General features: G+C 52.2%; 17 protein-coding genes and 3 tRNA genes. 4 read left to right on the forward strand and 16 right to left on the reverse strand.

Features of this window, described 5'->3' with window-relative positions; translation table 11 throughout:
• Position 1: 1 nt before the first annotated feature.
• The 6 genes from otsA to OGX75_RS06475 all read right to left on the reverse strand — a co-directional run bounded on the left by otsA (position 2) and on the right by OGX75_RS06475 (position 6863).
• On the reverse strand, positions 2 to 1423 hold the full coding sequence (gene otsA, locus OGX75_RS06450) for an alpha,alpha-trehalose-phosphate synthase (protein ID WP_114847783.1): 1422 nt from the start codon (positions 1421 to 1423) through the stop codon (positions 2 to 4).
• Complete coding sequence (otsB, locus tag OGX75_RS06455; protein WP_058669454.1) at positions 1398 to 2201, reverse strand: trehalose-phosphatase; 804 nt, start codon at positions 2199 to 2201, stop codon at positions 1398 to 1400. The genes otsA and otsB overlap by 26 nt, the downstream gene beginning before the upstream one ends.
• A gap of 165 nt (positions 2202 to 2366) precedes the next feature.
• Complete coding sequence (gene araH, locus OGX75_RS06460; protein WP_024130242.1) at positions 2367 to 3353, reverse strand: arabinose ABC transporter permease AraH; 987 nt, start codon at positions 3351 to 3353, stop codon at positions 2367 to 2369.
• Positions 3354 to 3368: 15 nt separating this feature from the next.
• A complete protein-coding gene (araG, locus tag OGX75_RS06465; RefSeq protein ID WP_286451252.1) occupies positions 3369 to 4883 on the reverse strand; it encodes an L-arabinose ABC transporter ATP-binding protein AraG in 1515 nt (504 codons plus the stop codon).
• 114 nt (positions 4884 to 4997) lie between these two features.
• On the reverse strand, positions 4998 to 5987 hold the full coding sequence (gene araF / locus OGX75_RS06470; protein ID WP_112001987.1) for an arabinose ABC transporter substrate-binding protein AraF: 990 nt from the start codon (positions 5985 to 5987) through the stop codon (positions 4998 to 5000).
• Positions 5988 to 6305: 318 nt separating this feature from the next.
• Positions 6306 to 6863 (reverse strand): DJ-1 family glyoxalase III, encoded by a 558-nt coding sequence (locus tag OGX75_RS06475; RefSeq protein WP_047463114.1) that lies wholly within the window; start codon positions 6861 to 6863, stop codon positions 6306 to 6308.
• Positions 6864 to 7349: 486 nt separating this feature from the next.
• Here OGX75_RS06475 and OGX75_RS06480 point away from each other — a divergent pair, with 486 nt between their 5' ends.
• Positions 7350 to 7853, forward strand: coding sequence for a non-heme ferritin-like protein (locus OGX75_RS06480; protein ID WP_012131943.1), 504 nt, complete (start codon positions 7350 to 7352; stop codon positions 7851 to 7853).
• A 62-nt stretch (positions 7854 to 7915) separates the two neighbouring features.
• On the opposite strand, the gene yecJ is transcribed toward OGX75_RS06480, so the two are convergent.
• Positions 7916 to 8167, reverse strand: a complete 252-nt coding sequence (yecJ, locus tag OGX75_RS06485; protein WP_012131942.1) for a DUF2766 family protein YecJ — start codon at positions 8165 to 8167, stop codon at positions 7916 to 7918.
• Between the two features lie 111 nt (positions 8168 to 8278).
• On the reverse strand, positions 8279 to 8917 hold the full coding sequence (locus OGX75_RS06490) for an RpiB/LacA/LacB family sugar-phosphate isomerase (protein WP_012131941.1): 639 nt from the start codon (positions 8915 to 8917) through the stop codon (positions 8279 to 8281).
• A 259-nt stretch (positions 8918 to 9176) separates the two neighbouring features.
• On the opposite strand from OGX75_RS06490, the gene OGX75_RS06495 reads away from it, so the two are divergent.
• Together OGX75_RS06495 and ftnA are read left to right on the forward strand one after the other, a co-directional pair.
• Positions 9177 to 9512 carry a YecR-like family lipoprotein gene (locus OGX75_RS06495; RefSeq protein WP_047464021.1) on the forward strand — a complete coding sequence of 112 codons (336 nt, stop codon included), beginning with the start codon at positions 9177 to 9179 and terminating at the stop codon, positions 9510 to 9512.
• 194 nt (positions 9513 to 9706) lie between these two features.
• Entirely contained in the window at positions 9707 to 10204 is a 498-nt protein-coding gene (gene ftnA / locus OGX75_RS06500; protein ID WP_012131939.1) for a non-heme ferritin, read from the forward strand.
• A gap of 33 nt (positions 10205 to 10237) precedes the next feature.
• Here the strand turns inward: ftnA and OGX75_RS06505 are convergent, their stop codons facing one another.
• Complete coding sequence (locus OGX75_RS06505; RefSeq protein ID WP_012131938.1) at positions 10238 to 10477, reverse strand: YecH family metal-binding protein; 240 nt, start codon at positions 10475 to 10477, stop codon at positions 10238 to 10240.
• A gap of 228 nt (positions 10478 to 10705) precedes the next feature.
• Between OGX75_RS06505 and tyrP the strand changes: the two genes are divergently transcribed.
• Positions 10706 to 11917, forward strand: a complete 1212-nt coding sequence (gene tyrP / locus OGX75_RS06510; RefSeq protein WP_286451251.1) for a tyrosine transporter TyrP — start codon at positions 10706 to 10708, stop codon at positions 11915 to 11917.
• Between the two features lie 32 nt (positions 11918 to 11949).
• Here the strand turns inward: tyrP and OGX75_RS06515 are convergent, their stop codons facing one another.
• From OGX75_RS06515 to uvrY, 7 genes are all read right to left on the reverse strand, one after another.
• Positions 11950 to 12615 (reverse strand): YecA/YgfB family protein, encoded by a 666-nt coding sequence (locus OGX75_RS06515; protein WP_047463105.1) that lies wholly within the window; start codon positions 12613 to 12615, stop codon positions 11950 to 11952.
• 184 nt (positions 12616 to 12799) lie between these two features.
• Positions 12800 to 12886: transfer RNA gene (locus OGX75_RS06520), tRNA-Leu, on the reverse strand.
• A gap of 12 nt (positions 12887 to 12898) precedes the next feature.
• Positions 12899 to 12972, reverse strand: a tRNA-Cys gene (locus OGX75_RS06525).
• Between the two features lie 52 nt (positions 12973 to 13024).
• Positions 13025 to 13100, reverse strand: a tRNA-Gly gene (locus OGX75_RS06530).
• 151 nt (positions 13101 to 13251) lie between these two features.
• Positions 13252 to 13800, reverse strand: coding sequence for a CDP-diacylglycerol--glycerol-3-phosphate 3-phosphatidyltransferase (pgsA, locus tag OGX75_RS06535; RefSeq protein WP_012131934.1), 549 nt, complete (start codon positions 13798 to 13800; stop codon positions 13252 to 13254).
• Positions 13801 to 13856: 56 nt separating this feature from the next.
• Positions 13857 to 15689, reverse strand: coding sequence for an excinuclease ABC subunit UvrC (uvrC, locus tag OGX75_RS06540; RefSeq protein ID WP_049011661.1), 1833 nt, complete (start codon positions 15687 to 15689; stop codon positions 13857 to 13859).
• On the reverse strand, positions 15689 to 16342 hold the full coding sequence (gene uvrY / locus OGX75_RS06545; RefSeq protein ID WP_110494116.1) for a UvrY/SirA/GacA family response regulator transcription factor: 654 nt from the start codon (positions 16340 to 16342) through the stop codon (positions 15689 to 15691). The genes uvrC and uvrY overlap by 1 nt, the downstream gene beginning before the upstream one ends.
• Between the last annotated feature and the right edge of the window lie 234 nt (positions 16343 to 16576).

Raw genomic sequence — 16576 nt, forward strand, 5'->3', positions numbered from 1 at the left:
GTCAGGCAAGCTTTGGGAAGGTGGCGACCTTATTGCGATGCAGCGTTTCAGCGCTACGTGGCGCGACATCCTTTAGGTCGCGAATAAACCGTTGCTGCCAGTGATTAATATCATTTTTAATAATCGTCTCAAGCATTTCCGCGTGGCGTGAAATGCGTTCGGCAAGCGGCATGGTCAACGCGCGGTGGAGCGCTACGGCCACATCATCCCGATCATAAGGGTTAACAATGAGCGCGGACGTCAACTCATTCGCCGCACCGGCAAACTGTGACAAAACGAGAACGCCGGGATTTGCCGGGTCCTGCGCGGCGACAAACTCTTTCGCGACCAGATTCATACCATCCCGCAGCGGGGTCACTAACCCGACATCCGAGTAGCGGAACACCTTCATCAGCAGCTTGCGATCAAAGTGCTGGTTAAGATAGTAGAGCGGCGTCCAGCCAAGCTGTCCATATTTACCGTTGATACGCCCTGCTTCCGTCTCCAGTTGGTGGCGGATATCCTGATAAGCCTGCACTTCACCACGCGAGGTCGGCGCTATTTGCGTATAGCGAATTTTCCCGTGGTGCTGGGGGTATTTCTCCAGCAGCGCTTCATACGCCTGGAAACGCTCCGGTAATCCTTTGGAGTAATCCAGACGCTCGACGGAAAAAATGTTTTGCACATTTTTCAGCTCCGCTTTTAGCTGCGCCAGTTTCGGCGGTAACGGCCCGGAAGCCTGTTGTGCGATCTCGTCAGGTTCAATGCCAATAGGATAGACCTCAGTGCGGAAGGATTTCCCCCATGCCGAATGGCTCTTACTGCCGCGCGTGGTTACTCTGGTCTGGCTTGACAGACTGTCCAGAAACGCCAGGCGGTCGTTTTCCGTCTGGAATCCCAGTAAGTCAAAATCACACAGTTGTTCCAGCAGCGTATCGTGCGGCGGCAAGGCATTGAAAATTTCCGGCGTCGGGAAAGGGATATGCAAGAAAAAGCCGATGCGATTATTCACGCCCCGCTTGCGCAATTCACTGGCAAACGGCAATAAATGATAGTCATGAACCCAGATAATATCGTCATCTTTCAGTAAGGGCAGCAGCTTATCCGCCAGCAGCGCATTCACCCGTGAATACCCTTCCCACGCGGGGCGCTGGAACTGCACCAGATCGAGTCGATAATGGAAGGCAGGCCATAAGACCGCATTCGAAAACTGGCAATAATATTCCTCGTAGTCCTGCTCGCTCAGATTAAAAGACGCCCAGGTCATATTGCCTCGTGTGACCTTTTTTAACGGCTTATCCTCGTTGCCCGTCTCGCCACTCCAGCCGAACCACAATCCGCCCGCCGCTTTCAACGCGCCCAGTACGCCAACTGCCAGGCCACCCGCGCCGCCTTTATTATCCGGGGGAGCAATTCGATTAGATACTACGACTAAACGACTCATAGCCATCTCTCCTGTCATTCATTAATTTTTTTTCTTGTTGTGGATTGTTAATTTCTTCCAGCCAGCGCCAGACCTCAGGAACGCCTGCCAGACGTCCTGTTGCCCGGGTCGCCCCGGCACCCACTTTGACTGAAATCCCTCCCAAATTATTGACGACGTCAAAGCCCGCCTCATCCGTCAAGTCATCGCCCACAAAGACAGGGATACGCCCTGCAAATGGCGCTTCTTGCATAAACGCGGCAATGGCCTCCCCTTTGTTCGCGCCTTTCGGTTTAATCTCCACCACGCATTTACCCGGCTGAAGCGCAAGCTGTGGCCATTTCTGCGTAATGTGCTGCGCCAGCGCCAGCAACGTCGCCTCATGCTGCGGCGCCTGCCGGTAATGCAGCGCAAAGGCCATGCCTTTCGCTTCCAGTTCCGCCCCTGGAAGATTTCCCAGCGCGGCGTGCAGCTGCGCGCTGACATCGCGTGCTATCGCCTGCGGAAGGCGCACGATATGGGTATTACCATTGATGTCACGGCGTTCCGCCCCATGCACCCCGGCAAGGGGAAAGCAAAAGGGGGCTGAGAGCGCATCAAGCTCAGCCATTGAGCGCCCTGAAATCAATGCCAGCGCCCCTGCGTTATGCGTCGAGAGGCGGTGTAACAGCTGGAGAATATTGTGCGGCACCACCACCTGATCCGGGTGTGGTTTAATCTCCGCCAGCGTCCCATCAAGATCGAAAAAATAAGCATAGTTTGCGGACAGTTCGGGGGATACGGTTAACGGTTCTGCCACCCTGTTCTCCTCCTTAATCATCGTTTTTGAGGCGCGCGGATCGGCCCCATTAGCCATGTAAGTATAGACAGTGTGACGCTGCTCGCCATTTAGAAAGACAATAGCCAGCCGGGGTAGCGGCTGGCTATCGGGAGGAGCTAAACTGAATAGTTACGGTTTATTTCATTAAACGGTGCGCTTCGCCTTTTGTTTGTAACGGTCGAAGATTACCGCTGCCAGCAGGATTAAGCCGCGCACGACGTACTGTGCAAAGGGGGAAATGTTCAGCAGGTTCATGGCGTTTTCCACCGTCCCCAGGATCAACACCCCCGCGACCACATATGAGATTTTTCCGATGCCGCCCTTGAGGGAGACACCGCCTAATACGCAGGCTGAAATCACAATCAGTTCATAACCAATGGAGGTCATTGGCTGGCCGCTGGTCATGCGCGATGCCAGGATAATCCCCGCCGCCGCCGACACCAGCCCGGAGAGAACGAAGATAATGATCTTCGTGCGTACTACCGGCACCCCGGCCAGACGCGCCGCTTCTTCATTCCCGCCAATCGCCAGCGTATTGCGGCCAAACGTGGTTTTATTCAGCAATAAACCAAAGATAACCAGGCACCCTACCGTTAACCAGATCGGCGCAGGTAGCCCAAACCAGTTGGCGTACCCGAGGGTGAAGAAGCGCTCATCTTCAATCCCTACCGCTTTACCGTCAGAGATGATATAGGCCAGACCACGAACAATCTGCATCGTGGCGAGCGTGGTAATCAGGGCGTTGATCTTTAAACGCGCGATAACAAAACCGTTCACCAGTCCACAGAGTATGCCCAGCAGCAGCCCGGCCGCCACGCCAATCCACAGGCTTTCGGTCATATTGATGACCACGGCGGTGGTGACGCCGGCACAGGCAATCACCGAGGCGACGGAGAGGTCAAAATCGCCGGACGCCAGACAAAACAGCATCCCACACGCCACCATACCCGACATCGAAATCGCCAGCCCCAGCCCCTTCATGTTGATGAACGTGGCAAAGTTAGGCACAAAGATCGCACACGCCAGGAACAGGACGGCGAACACCACCAGCATGCCGTATTGATCCCAGATACGCCCGAAGCTAAACGGCGACTTAGGTGCGCCAGAACCGGATGTAGTTACAGAAGACATCTTACTCTCCTTTACTCAGGCGACAGCCTGGCTGACTTTAGGCATAGCAAGGCTCAGGGCCTGCCGTTCATCCGCCTGTTCGTGAAGTAATTCACCGGCGATCTCACCTTCACGCATCACCACAATACGGTCGGCAACACCAAGAACTTCCGGCAGATCGCTGGAGGCAAACAGCACGGCCACACCGCGCGCCGCCAGCGCGTAAATAACGTTGTAGATCTCGTGTTTTGCGCCAACATCGATACCGCGCGTCGGCTCATCAAGCAAAATGACCTTCATCTCTTCCGATAACCAGCGTCCCAGAATCGCCTTCTGTTGATTCCCCCCGGAGAGATTCATAATGAGTTGCTCAGCACCTGGCGTTTTTATATTGAGGGAGCGAATATGGTGTTCGGCATTGCTCTCTTCCCAACCGTTATTGATCAGGCACCCGCCCAGCACATGCTTACGTCGGGCGCTGATGTTGATATTGTCGCGAACCGAATGCACAGGAATGATCCCCTCCGCTTTGCGATCTTCCGGGCACAGCATCATGCCCGCCGCAATCGCGTGCGCCGGTTTGCGGATATCAATGGGCTGCTCATCAATGAACACCTGCCCTCCGGTGATGCGCGTTCCGCCGAACAGCCCTTTCATTAATTCACTGCGCCCGGCGCCAACCAGACCAAACAGGCCGACAATTTCGCCGCTGCGTACGGATAAGCTGACAGGCACGCGAACGCCCGGCGCTTTCAACTCTTGCAGCCGCAGCCGCTCTGCGCCACAGGCGCGAGGCTGCCAGCCGTAGATATCGCCGAGATCGCGCCCAACCATCGCCTGAACCAGCGCGTCATGGTTAACCTGCTGCATATCGGTAAATGTTTTAACGTAGCGGCCATCTTTAAACACGGTAATGGCATCGCTCAGTGCAAAGATCTCTTCCATACGGTGCGACACATACAGAATGACGCGCCCTTCTTTGCGCAGTTCGCGAATTACCCGGAACAGGTTCTCGATCTCCCTGGCGGAGAGCGAGCTGGTCGGTTCATCGAAAGCGATAATTTTGGCGTTACGCGCTAACGCTTTCGCAATCTCCACCATTTGCCACTGGCCAATCGAGAGGTATTTCAGCGGGGTATCCGGGGAGATATCCATCCCCAGATGTTGTAACTGAAGACCGGCTTCGTAGTTGAGCAGCGTCCGGTTAACAATCCCCCCTTTATGCGGGAGCTGGCCGAGATAGATATTCTCCGCAACGGTCATTTCCGGCACGAGGTGCAGTTCCTGGTAAATAATGGCGACACCGGCATTCAGTGCAGCCGTGGTGTCGGCAAAGGTCATCTCTTGCCCACGGATCGCCAGCGATCCCGTGGTTGGCGCATAGTTGCCGCTGAGAATTTTTAAGAGTGTGGACTTCCCGGCGCCATTTTCGCCCATCAGCGCATGCACCTGACCGGCATAACAGTCAAAACTGATATCCGTCAGCGCCTTAACGCCAGGGAACGTTTTCCCGATGCCGCGAAATGAGAGATATGGGGTGGGCTGTTGCATAACGTCTCCGTGAGTCAGGATTTTGCCGGATGACGGCGTTGCCTTATCCGGCCTACTGAATACGCAATTCGCAGGCCGGATAAGCCGTTTTCGCGTCACCATCCGGCATTTGTGTTACTTGCCGCCTAAACCTTTTTTCGCCAGTTCTTCTTTGAAGTTGTCACGGGTGATCAGCACCACGTCGGTCACTTCAGTGAATTTTGGCGGTTCCGCATCTTTGGTTACCCAGTTGTAGAGCATTTCACTGGATTTATAGCCGTGTACGTCCGGGCTGGGCAGCAACGAGCCGTAGAATCCTGTCGCCTGCGCTTTTGACAGTTCGCTGATCGCATCCACACCGTTAATGCCGATGCCGATAACGTCCGCCGCCTTAAAGCCCTGACCTTCGGTGGCGCGCACGCCGCCCAGCACGGTGTTGTCATTCATGCCGACAATCAGCCAGTGTTTCACTTCAGGGTGTTGAACCAGCATAGAGTTAGCGGCATCGAATGCGCCGGGAATATCATTGGATTTCGTTGGAACCTGATAGATCTGTTTTTCCGGAAAGCCCGCAGCTTTCAGCGCGTCCATCGAGCCGGATGTGCGGCGACGCGCGGTATCCAGTTCATTAGCGGTAATCGCCATCACCGCCGTTTCCTTTACATCCCAGCCGCGGTTTTGCATCTCCTTATACAGCTCCTGCCCCTGGCGCTCGCCAATTTTCGTGGCCGCCATCATCACCAGCGGTACGGTGTCCATTGGCTTACCTTTCGCGTTGACGAACTGATCGTCCACAGCGATCACCTTCATGTCATACCCACGCGCTTTTGCAACGATCGCTGAACCCAGTTTCGGGTCCGGGGTACAAATAACAAAGCCTTTTGCCCCACTCGCCGCCAGGCTGTCGATGGCGTTCAGGGTTTTCTCACCGTCCGGCACCGCAATTTTAATGACCTCAAAACCCAGATCTTTCCCGGCTTTATCGGCAAATTTCCATTCTGTCTGGAACCAGGGTTCCTCCGGTTGTTTCACCAGAAAACCGAGCTTCATGGTTTCCGCGATAGCGGATTGTGACATAACGGCAGCCAGACCGATGGCTGCCAGCGCTTTAGTAAATTTGTGCATGGTTAACTCCAGCTTTAGCGTTCTTTTATGTAGGGTAAAATCGAACGATTCTTTGTAATTTAGCCGTAAAACAAGGTATTACCTTAAAATCCAAGGATTGATACCCGTGCTGGTGTTAGTTGTAGCGGGAAATTGATTCTCCATAGGAGAGCGGCATCACACCGCAGAATTACAGTAATTGCGTACATAAATTCAGCGGAAAATGACATAAAAAAAGAAGGTTTTGTCAGACAAATAAAAAAGGGGTAGCAGATTAGTCCATAACATCAGCCAGCAAATCCTTGTCCCCGAATGCAAGCGCATCCGGGGAAATATGCTTTACCAGGCATAGTAAATATGATCGGCATGATCGCGAACAGAAGCGTCATCCCCTGACAGACGAGCAGCCAGCGTCAGCGCAAAATCAAAAATATGCCCTAACCCTTTGCCGCTCAAGAGATTGCCATCTTCCACGACCGGCGCATCAACATATTCACCGTCAGTCACATTTTCCCATAGGTCGCCAGAGCAGACGTAACGGCGTCCTTTCAGCAGACCATTGCCCCCCAGCACACGCGCTGCGGCGGAGCAGACCGGACAGATCAGTTTACCCGCAGCGTCATGGCGGGAAACGAAGTCGATCACCTGCGCGCTGGCGGCCAGATTAGCGCTCCCCTGCGGGCCGCCGGGCAAGACGATGGCGTCATACAACGTGTCCAGACGCCCGGCGAGGGTGTTGTCCGCAACCATTGGAATATCGTGATAACTCACTACCGCGCGAGATTCCGCGCAGGCCAGCGTTTCAACATCAATATTCAGGCGACGCAGAATATCAATAGTGACCACGGCTTCTGCTTCTTCGAATCCTGGCGCCAGCAGGACAGCGACCTTTTTCATTTACGACTCCTCGCTTTACTCGTGTTAATCACACCGAAATGACGAATTGTTCATTCGGTTATATTTAAAAAATGGGCAAAAATGATCTGGCGCAAAAAACGTTGTCGATAATTTCGGCCAGAACTGTTTCGCCCGCTAATTATTCGATCCTAACACGCCGGTGTATTTTCTTTTGTGATATGAAACATCATTTCAAAAATAAATATCAATTTAAAATCACGTAAAATCAATCATGTATATCAACATCCGTTATATTCTTACATTCTCCGTCAGCGATATACCTTCAGCAAACTGTAAAAAAATATAAACATTTGGATTTAAGGATTTTCTTATAGCCGTACTGGCGCTATGCTTATTTTCGATCGGCAACGGAATCAGCTTTTTGATCACATAAAGGACCGGCAGAACGGATTTATTCTGCTAACAGTATTCATTGCGCATACATGAGTAACGCGCATCACCCTTTCTGGAAATAAGGATATTGATATGGCGACAGCTGGAATGGTTCATAAGCTCAACACCCAAATGAACCTTGAGTTTTACGCATCTAACCTCTACCTCCACCTGAGCGACTGGTGTTTTGACCACAGTCTGACCGGCACGGCGACCTTTCTTCGTACCCAGGCGCAGGGAAACGTGACCCAGATGATGCGCATGTTCAATTTTATGAAGAACGCAGGCGCCAACCCCATCGTGAGAGCCATTGATGTTCCCGGCGAAGAGTTAACCTGTCTTGAAGAGTTATTTCAAAAAACGCTGGATGAGTATCAGCAACGCGCCAGTACGCTCTCACGCTTAACCGACGAAGCCAAAGCAATGAATGACGCGCCAACGCTCAACTTTCTCCACGACCTGGAAAAAGATCAGCAGCAGGATGGCGTTCTGTTACAGACGATTCTCGATGAAGTTCGCAGCGCAAAACGCGCGGGATTGTGTATGGTGCAAACGGACAAACACTTACTCAACGTCGTCAACTATCAACACCACTAACCGCTATATTGCCACGACGTTACGCCTCCCGTGCCGGGAGGCTGTTACGCAGTCGCTTTACTTTAGTGCGCTTCGTCCTGCGGCGTGAATTTCAGCTCAATCAACGCAATCGCCTTTTGAATGGCCCGCATAGTAACCGGGTCCGCTGCGGCAGGGTGGCTGGTAAAATCGATGTTTTTCAACTGGCTGGACATCTTCTCCCGAACTTCAACCGGGGCAATAACGTCAATAACATCCAGAATCTGTTTGATAACTAACTGGCAGGCAACAACGTCAGAGACCAGTTCCTGATCGGCGTTCAGTGGTTGGGACATAGTAAGCTCCTTATAGAAAGGCCGCCATAGTACCCATTCAGGAGAAGAAACGGTAGCAAAGCAAACGCGGTAAGCCGGATAAACGCCGCGTTATCCGGCTTACATGACACATTAACCGAGAATGTCGCGAACGAACGCTTCGATCTCTTTATCCTGGCAATTGTCAAAGAAACACTGCTGGAAACGTGGGCCGGAGACCGCCGTTTTCACCAGTTCAGGATCGATGGCGCGCAGCGTATCCAGATAGTTTTCTTTCACCACCGCCGCTTTCACCTGGTTCAGAATGCCCGCGTTACGTACCTGCGGTTCTTTACGTTCTGGTGGATACCCTTCCCCGTTACGGCCGGTGAATGCTTTTTCAAAGATGAAACGCACATTCAACTCCGCACCCCAGCCAAAGCCTTTTGCGAATGGCAGAGAAAGCGCATTACCGTTGTTAATCTGCGCAAACAGGAACGCATCCGCCGGGTCGATGCAGTAGCCGCACACCACGCCCGGATGAATGTTCAGCGACATCAGCGCGCCCTGCCCGGTGCCACAACCCGTCACAACAAAATCCACCGCTTTGGCGTTAAGCAGAATGCTGGCCATAATACCAAGGTGGATATAAGTCAGATGATGGTCGTTTTCATCGCTCATCCCGACGTTGAAAACAGGGAATCCCTTTTCATCCGCTACCGCTTTAAGCTCGCGATGAATGGTGGCATTTTTACCTGCCTGGCTGTTTTCCATCATCAGTGCAATTTTCATTCTGTCTTCTCCTGAATGCGTCGCGGGAAATCCCGCCGTGAGTCGTTGACGTATACGTCACATTACTATCTCGCAAACATACTTTCAAATTTAGTGAAAAATGGTTTTAAAAAATTAAGATGTGCTCACACTTTTCCCGTATCGCACAAAGAGCCGGTGTCGTTGGGATTAATCATGGGCAATTCTTAAGCTATTCAGGCCATTGAATGTCTACTGTTCAAGATAGGATGTGCTGTCACCGGATTCTCAGAGCGATATTATGAAAACCTTTATCCTTGGCCTCTCACTCATAGCCCTGACGGGATGTACCCTCACCAAGCAAGCGCAGGTCAGTGAAACCAACCCGACAAGCGGGATTGTCCGCCTCAGTTATAACCAGGCGATGATGCAAACGGCGCGCGCGGATGATTATGTTGCGCACGGTACGGCGACACGCGAATGTCAGCAGATGGGATACGCCAACGCCATCGCATTCGGTCAGCCAGTGTCAACCTGTAGCGTTTATGCCGGTTCGCTGTGCATGAACACCAGAATCACGCTGTCTTATCAGTGTCAGGGCGTAGCCATCCAGCCAATATCCGCTGGCGGGTATTAATATCTTTAGCCAGCATGACGCTGCTGGCTTTAATTATTCTCATTGTATATTTTTATATTTAATAGCGTTAATGCGTTTTATTCCCATTCGCATTTTTAATAATTAAATTTATTATTTTACCTTTTGCAAATAATTAAATAACAAATTATAGTGACGCCACATCAACGTATAATGATTCTTTGTGGAGCGGAACCATGCTGAAAACAGAAATGATCGACAAACTGAATGAGCAAATGAACCTTGAATTATATTCTTCTCTGCTCTACCAACAGATGAGCGCATGGTGCAGCTACCATAGCTTTGAAGGGGCGGCAGCGTTCCTGCGTCGTCACGCGCAGGAAGAGATGACGCATATGCAGCGCCTGTTCGATTATCTGACCGATACCGGTAGCTTACCGTGCATCAATACGATCTCTTCGCCTGCTGCCGAATATGCTTCACTGGATGAACTGTTCCGCGCCACCTACGAACACGAACAATTAATTACGCAGAAAATTAATGAACTGGCGCATGCCGCGATGACCAACCAGGATTATCCGACATTCAACTTCCTGCAATGGTATGTCGCTGAACAGCATGAAGAAGAGAAGTTATTTAAATCTATTATTGATAAATTAACGCTGGCAGGGAAAAGCGGTGAAGGTCTGTACTTCATCGATAAAGAACTGTCTACGCTTGATACCCAAAACTAAAATTAAACGGTGAGGCTCCCTCACCGTTTACGCTCAATGGCGGCAGATCTTGCTTTCGTGCGTAGAGAAGCCGTCATCCTTCGCAATAAACTTACCCTTCGCCGCCAGAAACGCCACCAGCTCCGCCGCCGTCATATCAGCAGCCGAACAGGTATGAAAACGCGCCTGTTCACCAAAACGCGCCGTAATCGCCGCTTCCAGGCTGGCATTCGAATACTGCTCGCCTGACTCAATCATCATATTCAGCACTTCGTGGCCGTGAATAGAATCCATACATCCTCCTCAATAAAGCCTGTAGCCTACCGGGAGCCGGCGAATACCGCTTTGCGCTAACGCAGGTTTACATGCACAGCCGATGCAATCGTGGTGGCGCACGCCTTCATGCCAATTTTCGTAAACAATGGTATACACATGTTGTAACGGTCATTTGACGAAAATAATGTTATGCCTTACCCTGCGCCGCAGATATAACCGTTGATTATCTCTGGGACAGAGGAAAGCGTGAAAAATAGAACTCTGGGTAGTGTTTTTATCGTAGCGGGCACCACTATCGGCGCCGGTATGCTGGCGATGCCGTTGGCCGCCGCTGGCGTTGGTTTCAGCGTCACACTGGCGTTATTGATTGGGTTATGGGCATTAATGTGCTACACCGCGCTGTTGCTTCTGGAAGTATATCAGCACGTTCCGGCAGATACCGGGTTAGGAACGTTGGCAAAACGCTACCTCGGACGTTATGGGCAATGGATCACCGGCTTTAGCATGATGTTTCTGATGTATGCGCTCACAGCGGCCTATATCAGCGGGGCTGGCGAGCTGCTGGCCTCAAGCATCAGCGACTGGACGGGCGCCGATATGTCTCCGGCGATGGGCGTTTTGCTGTTCACCGTGGTTGCCGGTGGCGTCGTGTGCGTCGGAACCTCGCTGGTCGATCTGTTCAACCGCTTTCTCTTCAGCGCCAAAATTATCTTCCTGGTCGCCATGCTGGCGCTGCTGATGCCGCATATTCATAAAGTGAATCTGCTTACGCTGCCGCTGCAACAGGGTCTGGCGTTATCAGCAATTCCGGTCATTTTTACGTCGTTCGGTTTTCACGGCAGCGTACCCAGCATCGTCAGCTATATGAACGGTAATATTCGCAAACTGCGATGGGTATTTATCACCGGTAGCGCAATCCCGCTGGTGGCATACATTTTCTGGCAGCTTGCCACGCTCGGCAGTATCAACTCCTCTACCTTTATGGGCTTGCTGGCCGATCATGCCGGGTTAAATGGCCTGTTGCAGGCCTTGCGTGAGGTGGTTGCCTCGCCGCACGTTGAACTGGCGGTGCATCTGTTTGCCGACCTGGCGCTGGCGACATCGTTTTTGGGTGTGGCGCTGGGATTATTTGATTATCTGGCAGATCTGTTCCAGCGACGCAACACCGTCGCCGGGCGTCTGCAAACCGGCGCAATTACCTTCCTGCCGCCACTGGCGTTCGCACTCTTTTACCCACGCGGCTTTGTGATGGCGCTGGGATACGCTGGCGTCGCGCTGGCGGTGCTGGCATTGCTGATCCCTTCCCTGCTCGCGTGGCAAAGCAGGAAGCATAATCCGCAGGCAACGTATCGCGTAGCGGGCGGCGTTCCGGCATTAGCCCTCGTCTTTACCTGTGGGATAGTGGTGATCGGCGTACAATTCTGTATCGCTGCCGGGCTGCTGCCTGAAGTGGGATAAAACAAAAGGGGCGCTAAGCCCCTTTTTTGTGTTTAGTGCAGACAGCACTGTTTATATTTTTTACCGCTGCCGCAGGGGCAAGGATCGTTGCGCCCTACCTTTACTTCCGCTCTTACCGGCACCTGCACCGGCGCTTCCTGCGGGTGCGCCATCCAGTACGCGTGTAAATCCAGGGCCGCCAGACGAATCGCGTTAACGCTCTCCTCAAACGCTTCTGGTGACATTTTTTCAACCACGGCGAAGTTCTCTTCCGTACCGTGCAACGCAATGGCTTTCAGCGCGGGTTGTAGCGTATCCGGTAAGGTGGACCAGTCAGAGAGCGCGACCCCGCGCATATAGCCAAAGCACCACTCTTCCACGATGGTCAGCTCATGACCTTCGACTTCACGCAGACCGAACAGCGGTTCAAACTGTTCCGGGAACTCATTAAGCCTGTCTGCCGTATCCGCCATATGCTGAAACGCCAGTTCCATAAAACGCGTCATCTCCTTTTCAGAGGACCAGCGCGGAACATATTGCGCCCCCCCCCATACCGCGACCAGCCATTGCTCTGGCTCAATCTCATACGGCGAACTGAGTACAGCCGTCAGTAAACCATCCAACTCTGACACATCCAGAATCGCGTGATCGGTATTGTACTTTGTCAGTACATCATCCAGCCATTCCAGCTCGCTTTCGTTTAACGGTCCTGTTTTCATAACGCTTTTCCTCAGTGAAATACTCTCGCCCGCAATTATCTTACATGGCTGACGAAGTAAGGGATACTTATTGGGGAAGGAATGGCAGACAAGATCATCAGCGAACAGATGACAGACACAAAAAAACCACCCGGAGGTGGTTTTACGACACTGCTTATTGCTTTGATTATTCTTGTCTTTCCCATGGTACCCGGAGTGGGACTTGAACCCACACAGCGCGAACGCCGAGGGATTTTAAATCCCTTGTGTCTACCGATTCCACCATCCGGGCTCGGGAAGAAAGTGGAGGCGCGTTCCGGAGTCGAACCGGACTAGACGGATTTGCAATCCGCTACATAACCGCTTTGCTAACGCGCCATATTCTTCAGGCTTTTCAGCCGGACACCCGCTATTGCCGATGTCTTTAAACTGGAGCGGGAAACGAGACTCGAACTCGCGACCCCGACCTTGGCAAGGTCGTGCTCTACCAACTGAGCTATTCCCGCATCATCAAGTAACTTTGTTAATCACTTGATTTTGTTATCGTCTGGCAACCTGCGCCGCCGTTCGATGCGTTGCATTCTACTTACCTGACGCAACGAGTCAACGATATTTTTCGCCACCCACGATCGTTTGCTGAAATTTGCGGCGAAACGATCACTGATCAAGCAAATCCCCGCGTGCAGCGCTCAAATACTGGAACATAGACCACAGCGTCAGCACGGCAGCAACGAAGAAAAGCGCGATCCCGGCATATTCCACCCAAATGTTTGGACGCCACAGCAGCCACGCCAGCGCCGCCATTTGCGAGGTGGTTTTCACTTTGCCGATCCAGGAGACCGCCACGCTGCTGCGTTTGCCCAGCTCGGCCATCCATTCACGCAGCGCGGAAATAATAATTTCACGCGCAATCATGGTCGCGGCAGGCAGCGTCACCCACCAGCTGTGATAATGCTCCGTCACCAGCACCATGGCGATCGCCACCAGCACCTTATCCGCCACCGGATCAAGGAACGCGCCAAAACGCGTACTCTGGTTCCAGCGACGCGCCAGAAAACCGTCGAACCAGTCGGTCACGGCGGCGATACAGAAGATTAGCGCGGTAACGAAGGGAGCCCATGTAAATGGCAGATAAAACACCAATACAAAGAATGGGATCAGAATGACGCGAAACAGCGTGAGCAACGTAGGGATATTAAATTGCATAGTGACGGGTAACTATCTGTTGTCAGAGAAATTACCCCTATGTTGCTACAGAGACCTCAATGTTTCAACGAGTAGAAGATCTTTTCTGCCAGACCTTGCGAAATACCCGGCACTTTTGCAATTTCCTCAACACTCGCGTTACGTAGTCCTTGCAAACCGCCCATATATTTCAACAGCATTTGTCGACGTTTTGGCCCGACGCCTTCGATAGTTTCCAGCGTGCTGGTGTTTTTCACCTTCGCCCGTTTTTTGCGGTGCCCGCTGATGGCGTGATCGTGCGATTCATCGCGGATATGCTGAATAACGTGCAGCGCAGGCGAATCCGGCGGCAGGCTAAAGCCCTCCCCTTCGGGTTCAAAGAACAACGTCTCCAGACCGGCTTTACGATCGGCGCCTTTAGCAACGCCCAACAATAAAGGATGATTTTTATCCCACGGCACATCCAGTTCAGCAAAAACGGTCTTCGCCTGACCAAGCTGGCCTTTACCGCCATCAATCAGGATAACGTCAGGAATCTTACTTTCTTCAATCGCCTTGCCATAGCGTCGGCGCAGAACCTGATTCATCGCCGCATAATCATCGCCCGGCGTAATTCCGGTAATGTTGTAGCGACGATACTCCGCACGCAGCGGCCCGTTAGCGTCAAAAACCACGCAGGAGGCCACCGTCTGTTCTCCCATCGTGTGGCTGATGTCAAAACACTCCATCCGCTTCACCGCAGGCAACTTCAGCACGCTTGCCAGCGCGGTCAGACGCTGCGTGATCGTTGATTGCTGCGACAGTTTGCTGATCAGCGCCGTCGCGGCATTGGTTCGCGCCAGCTTCAGGTAACGAGCGCGATCGCCGCGCGGTTTGGTCTGCACATTAATGCGCCGCCCGGCCAGTTCGGACAAAGAATCCGCCAGCAGCGTTTTATCGCTCAGGTTGAAATCCAGCAGGATCTCTCCTGGCAGCGTGCGCATCTGGCTGCCTTGCAGATAGAACTGGCCGACGAACGTTTCCACCACTTCGCCCAGTTCCGTCCCGTTCGGCACTTTCGGGAAATAGCTACGGCTGCCCAGCACCTTGCCCTGGCGGATAAAAAGCACATGCACACAGGCCATACCCGCATCGAACGCCACGCCGATAACGTCCAGATCGTCGCCGGTATTGGAGACAAACTGTTTCTCAGTAACGCGGCGCACAGCCTGAATTTGGTCGCGTATGCGCGCGGCCTCTTCAAATTCCAGATTCTGGCTGGCTTTTTCCATTCGGGCGATCAATTGGGTCAGAACCTGATCGTCTTTCCCGGATAAAAACAGCCGAACGTACTCCACCTGCTGCGCATACTCATCTTCACTCACCAGTCCTTCTACGCACGGCCCGAGGCAGCGGCCAATCTGATATTGCAGACAAGGACGCGAGCGGTTGCGGTAGACGCTGTTTTCGCACTGACGAATGGGAAAGACTTTTTGCAGCAGGGCCAGGGTTTCACGCACGGCATACCCGTTCGGGAACGGGCCAAAGTATTCACCTTTGGCATGTTTCGCCCCGCGATGCATTGCCAGGCGTGGATGGGTGTCACCGCTGAGAAAGATGAAAGGATAGGATTTATCATCGCGCAATAACACGTTATAGCGCGGTTGATACAATTTGATGTAGTTGTGTTCGAGCAATAGCGCTTCGGTCTCGGTGTGCGTCACCGTGACATCAATTTGCTGAATTTGCGCAACCAATGCTTCGGTTTTTCGCGAAGCAAGGTTGCTGCGGAAATAGCTGGAAAGCCGTTTTTTCAGGTCTTTCGCTTTACCGACATAAATAACCGTACCACCGGCATCATACATACGATAAACGCCGGGTTGGCTGGTCACGGTTTTTAAAAATGCTTTCGCATCAAACAGAACACTCACTAGCTTGTTAACGTCTCCGCATTACACAGGCCGTGGCGAATTGCCAGGTGAGTCAACTCAACATCACCATGAATGTTTAGTTTACTGAACATTCTGTAGCGATAGCTGTTCACCGTTTTAGGACTGAGATTCAGTTGTTCCGAGATCTCATTAACCTTCTGGCCCCTGGTGATCATCAGCATAATCTGCAACTCGCGTTCAGACAAACTGGCAAAAGGCGTTTCTGTTTTCTCAGGCTCAATCTGGCTCAGCGCCATCTGTTGAGCGATATCTGAAGCAATATAACGCTGCCCGGAAAAAACCGAACGAATCGCGCTGACCACTTCCTGAGGCGCAGCGCCTTTACTCAGATACCCTGCGGCTCCGGCCTGCATGACTTTCGCCGGTAGCGGGTTTTCCGTATGGATCGTCAGCATGATCACTTTAATATCAGCGCTTGAGCGGGCAATTTTGCGCGTCGCCTCAAGACCGCCGATTCCGGGCATGTTCATGTCCATCAGCACAACGTCGACGGTGTTCGCGCGGCACCACTTTACGGCGTCCTCGCCACAACAGGCTTCACCGACAACCTTTATGCCCTTTATATCTTCCAGAATGCGTCGTATCCCTGCGCGCACCAGTTCGTGGTCATCAACAAGAAGAACGTTGATCAAAGGAATATCTCCAGAATAGGGATAACGCTACTGATAGTTAATCGACCCTATATTAGCGGGTTTTATCTCAACTTTGAAACGTAAAAAACGTGGGGCATTCGATTTTGCTCTCGTTTTTGGAAATTAGATTGTACGCTTCGTGGAAACTCCCACAGCTAACGGCCTTTTTTTACCCTCTATTTCTGCATAATAGTTTCAGAATAGTGACAAAAAATTCACTCACTTCCGTCGAAA

Origin of the sequence: Citrobacter sp. CK199, assembly GCF_030333285.1 — a bacterium.
GTDB lineage: Bacteria > Pseudomonadota > Gammaproteobacteria > Enterobacterales > Enterobacteriaceae > Citrobacter_B > Citrobacter_B koseri.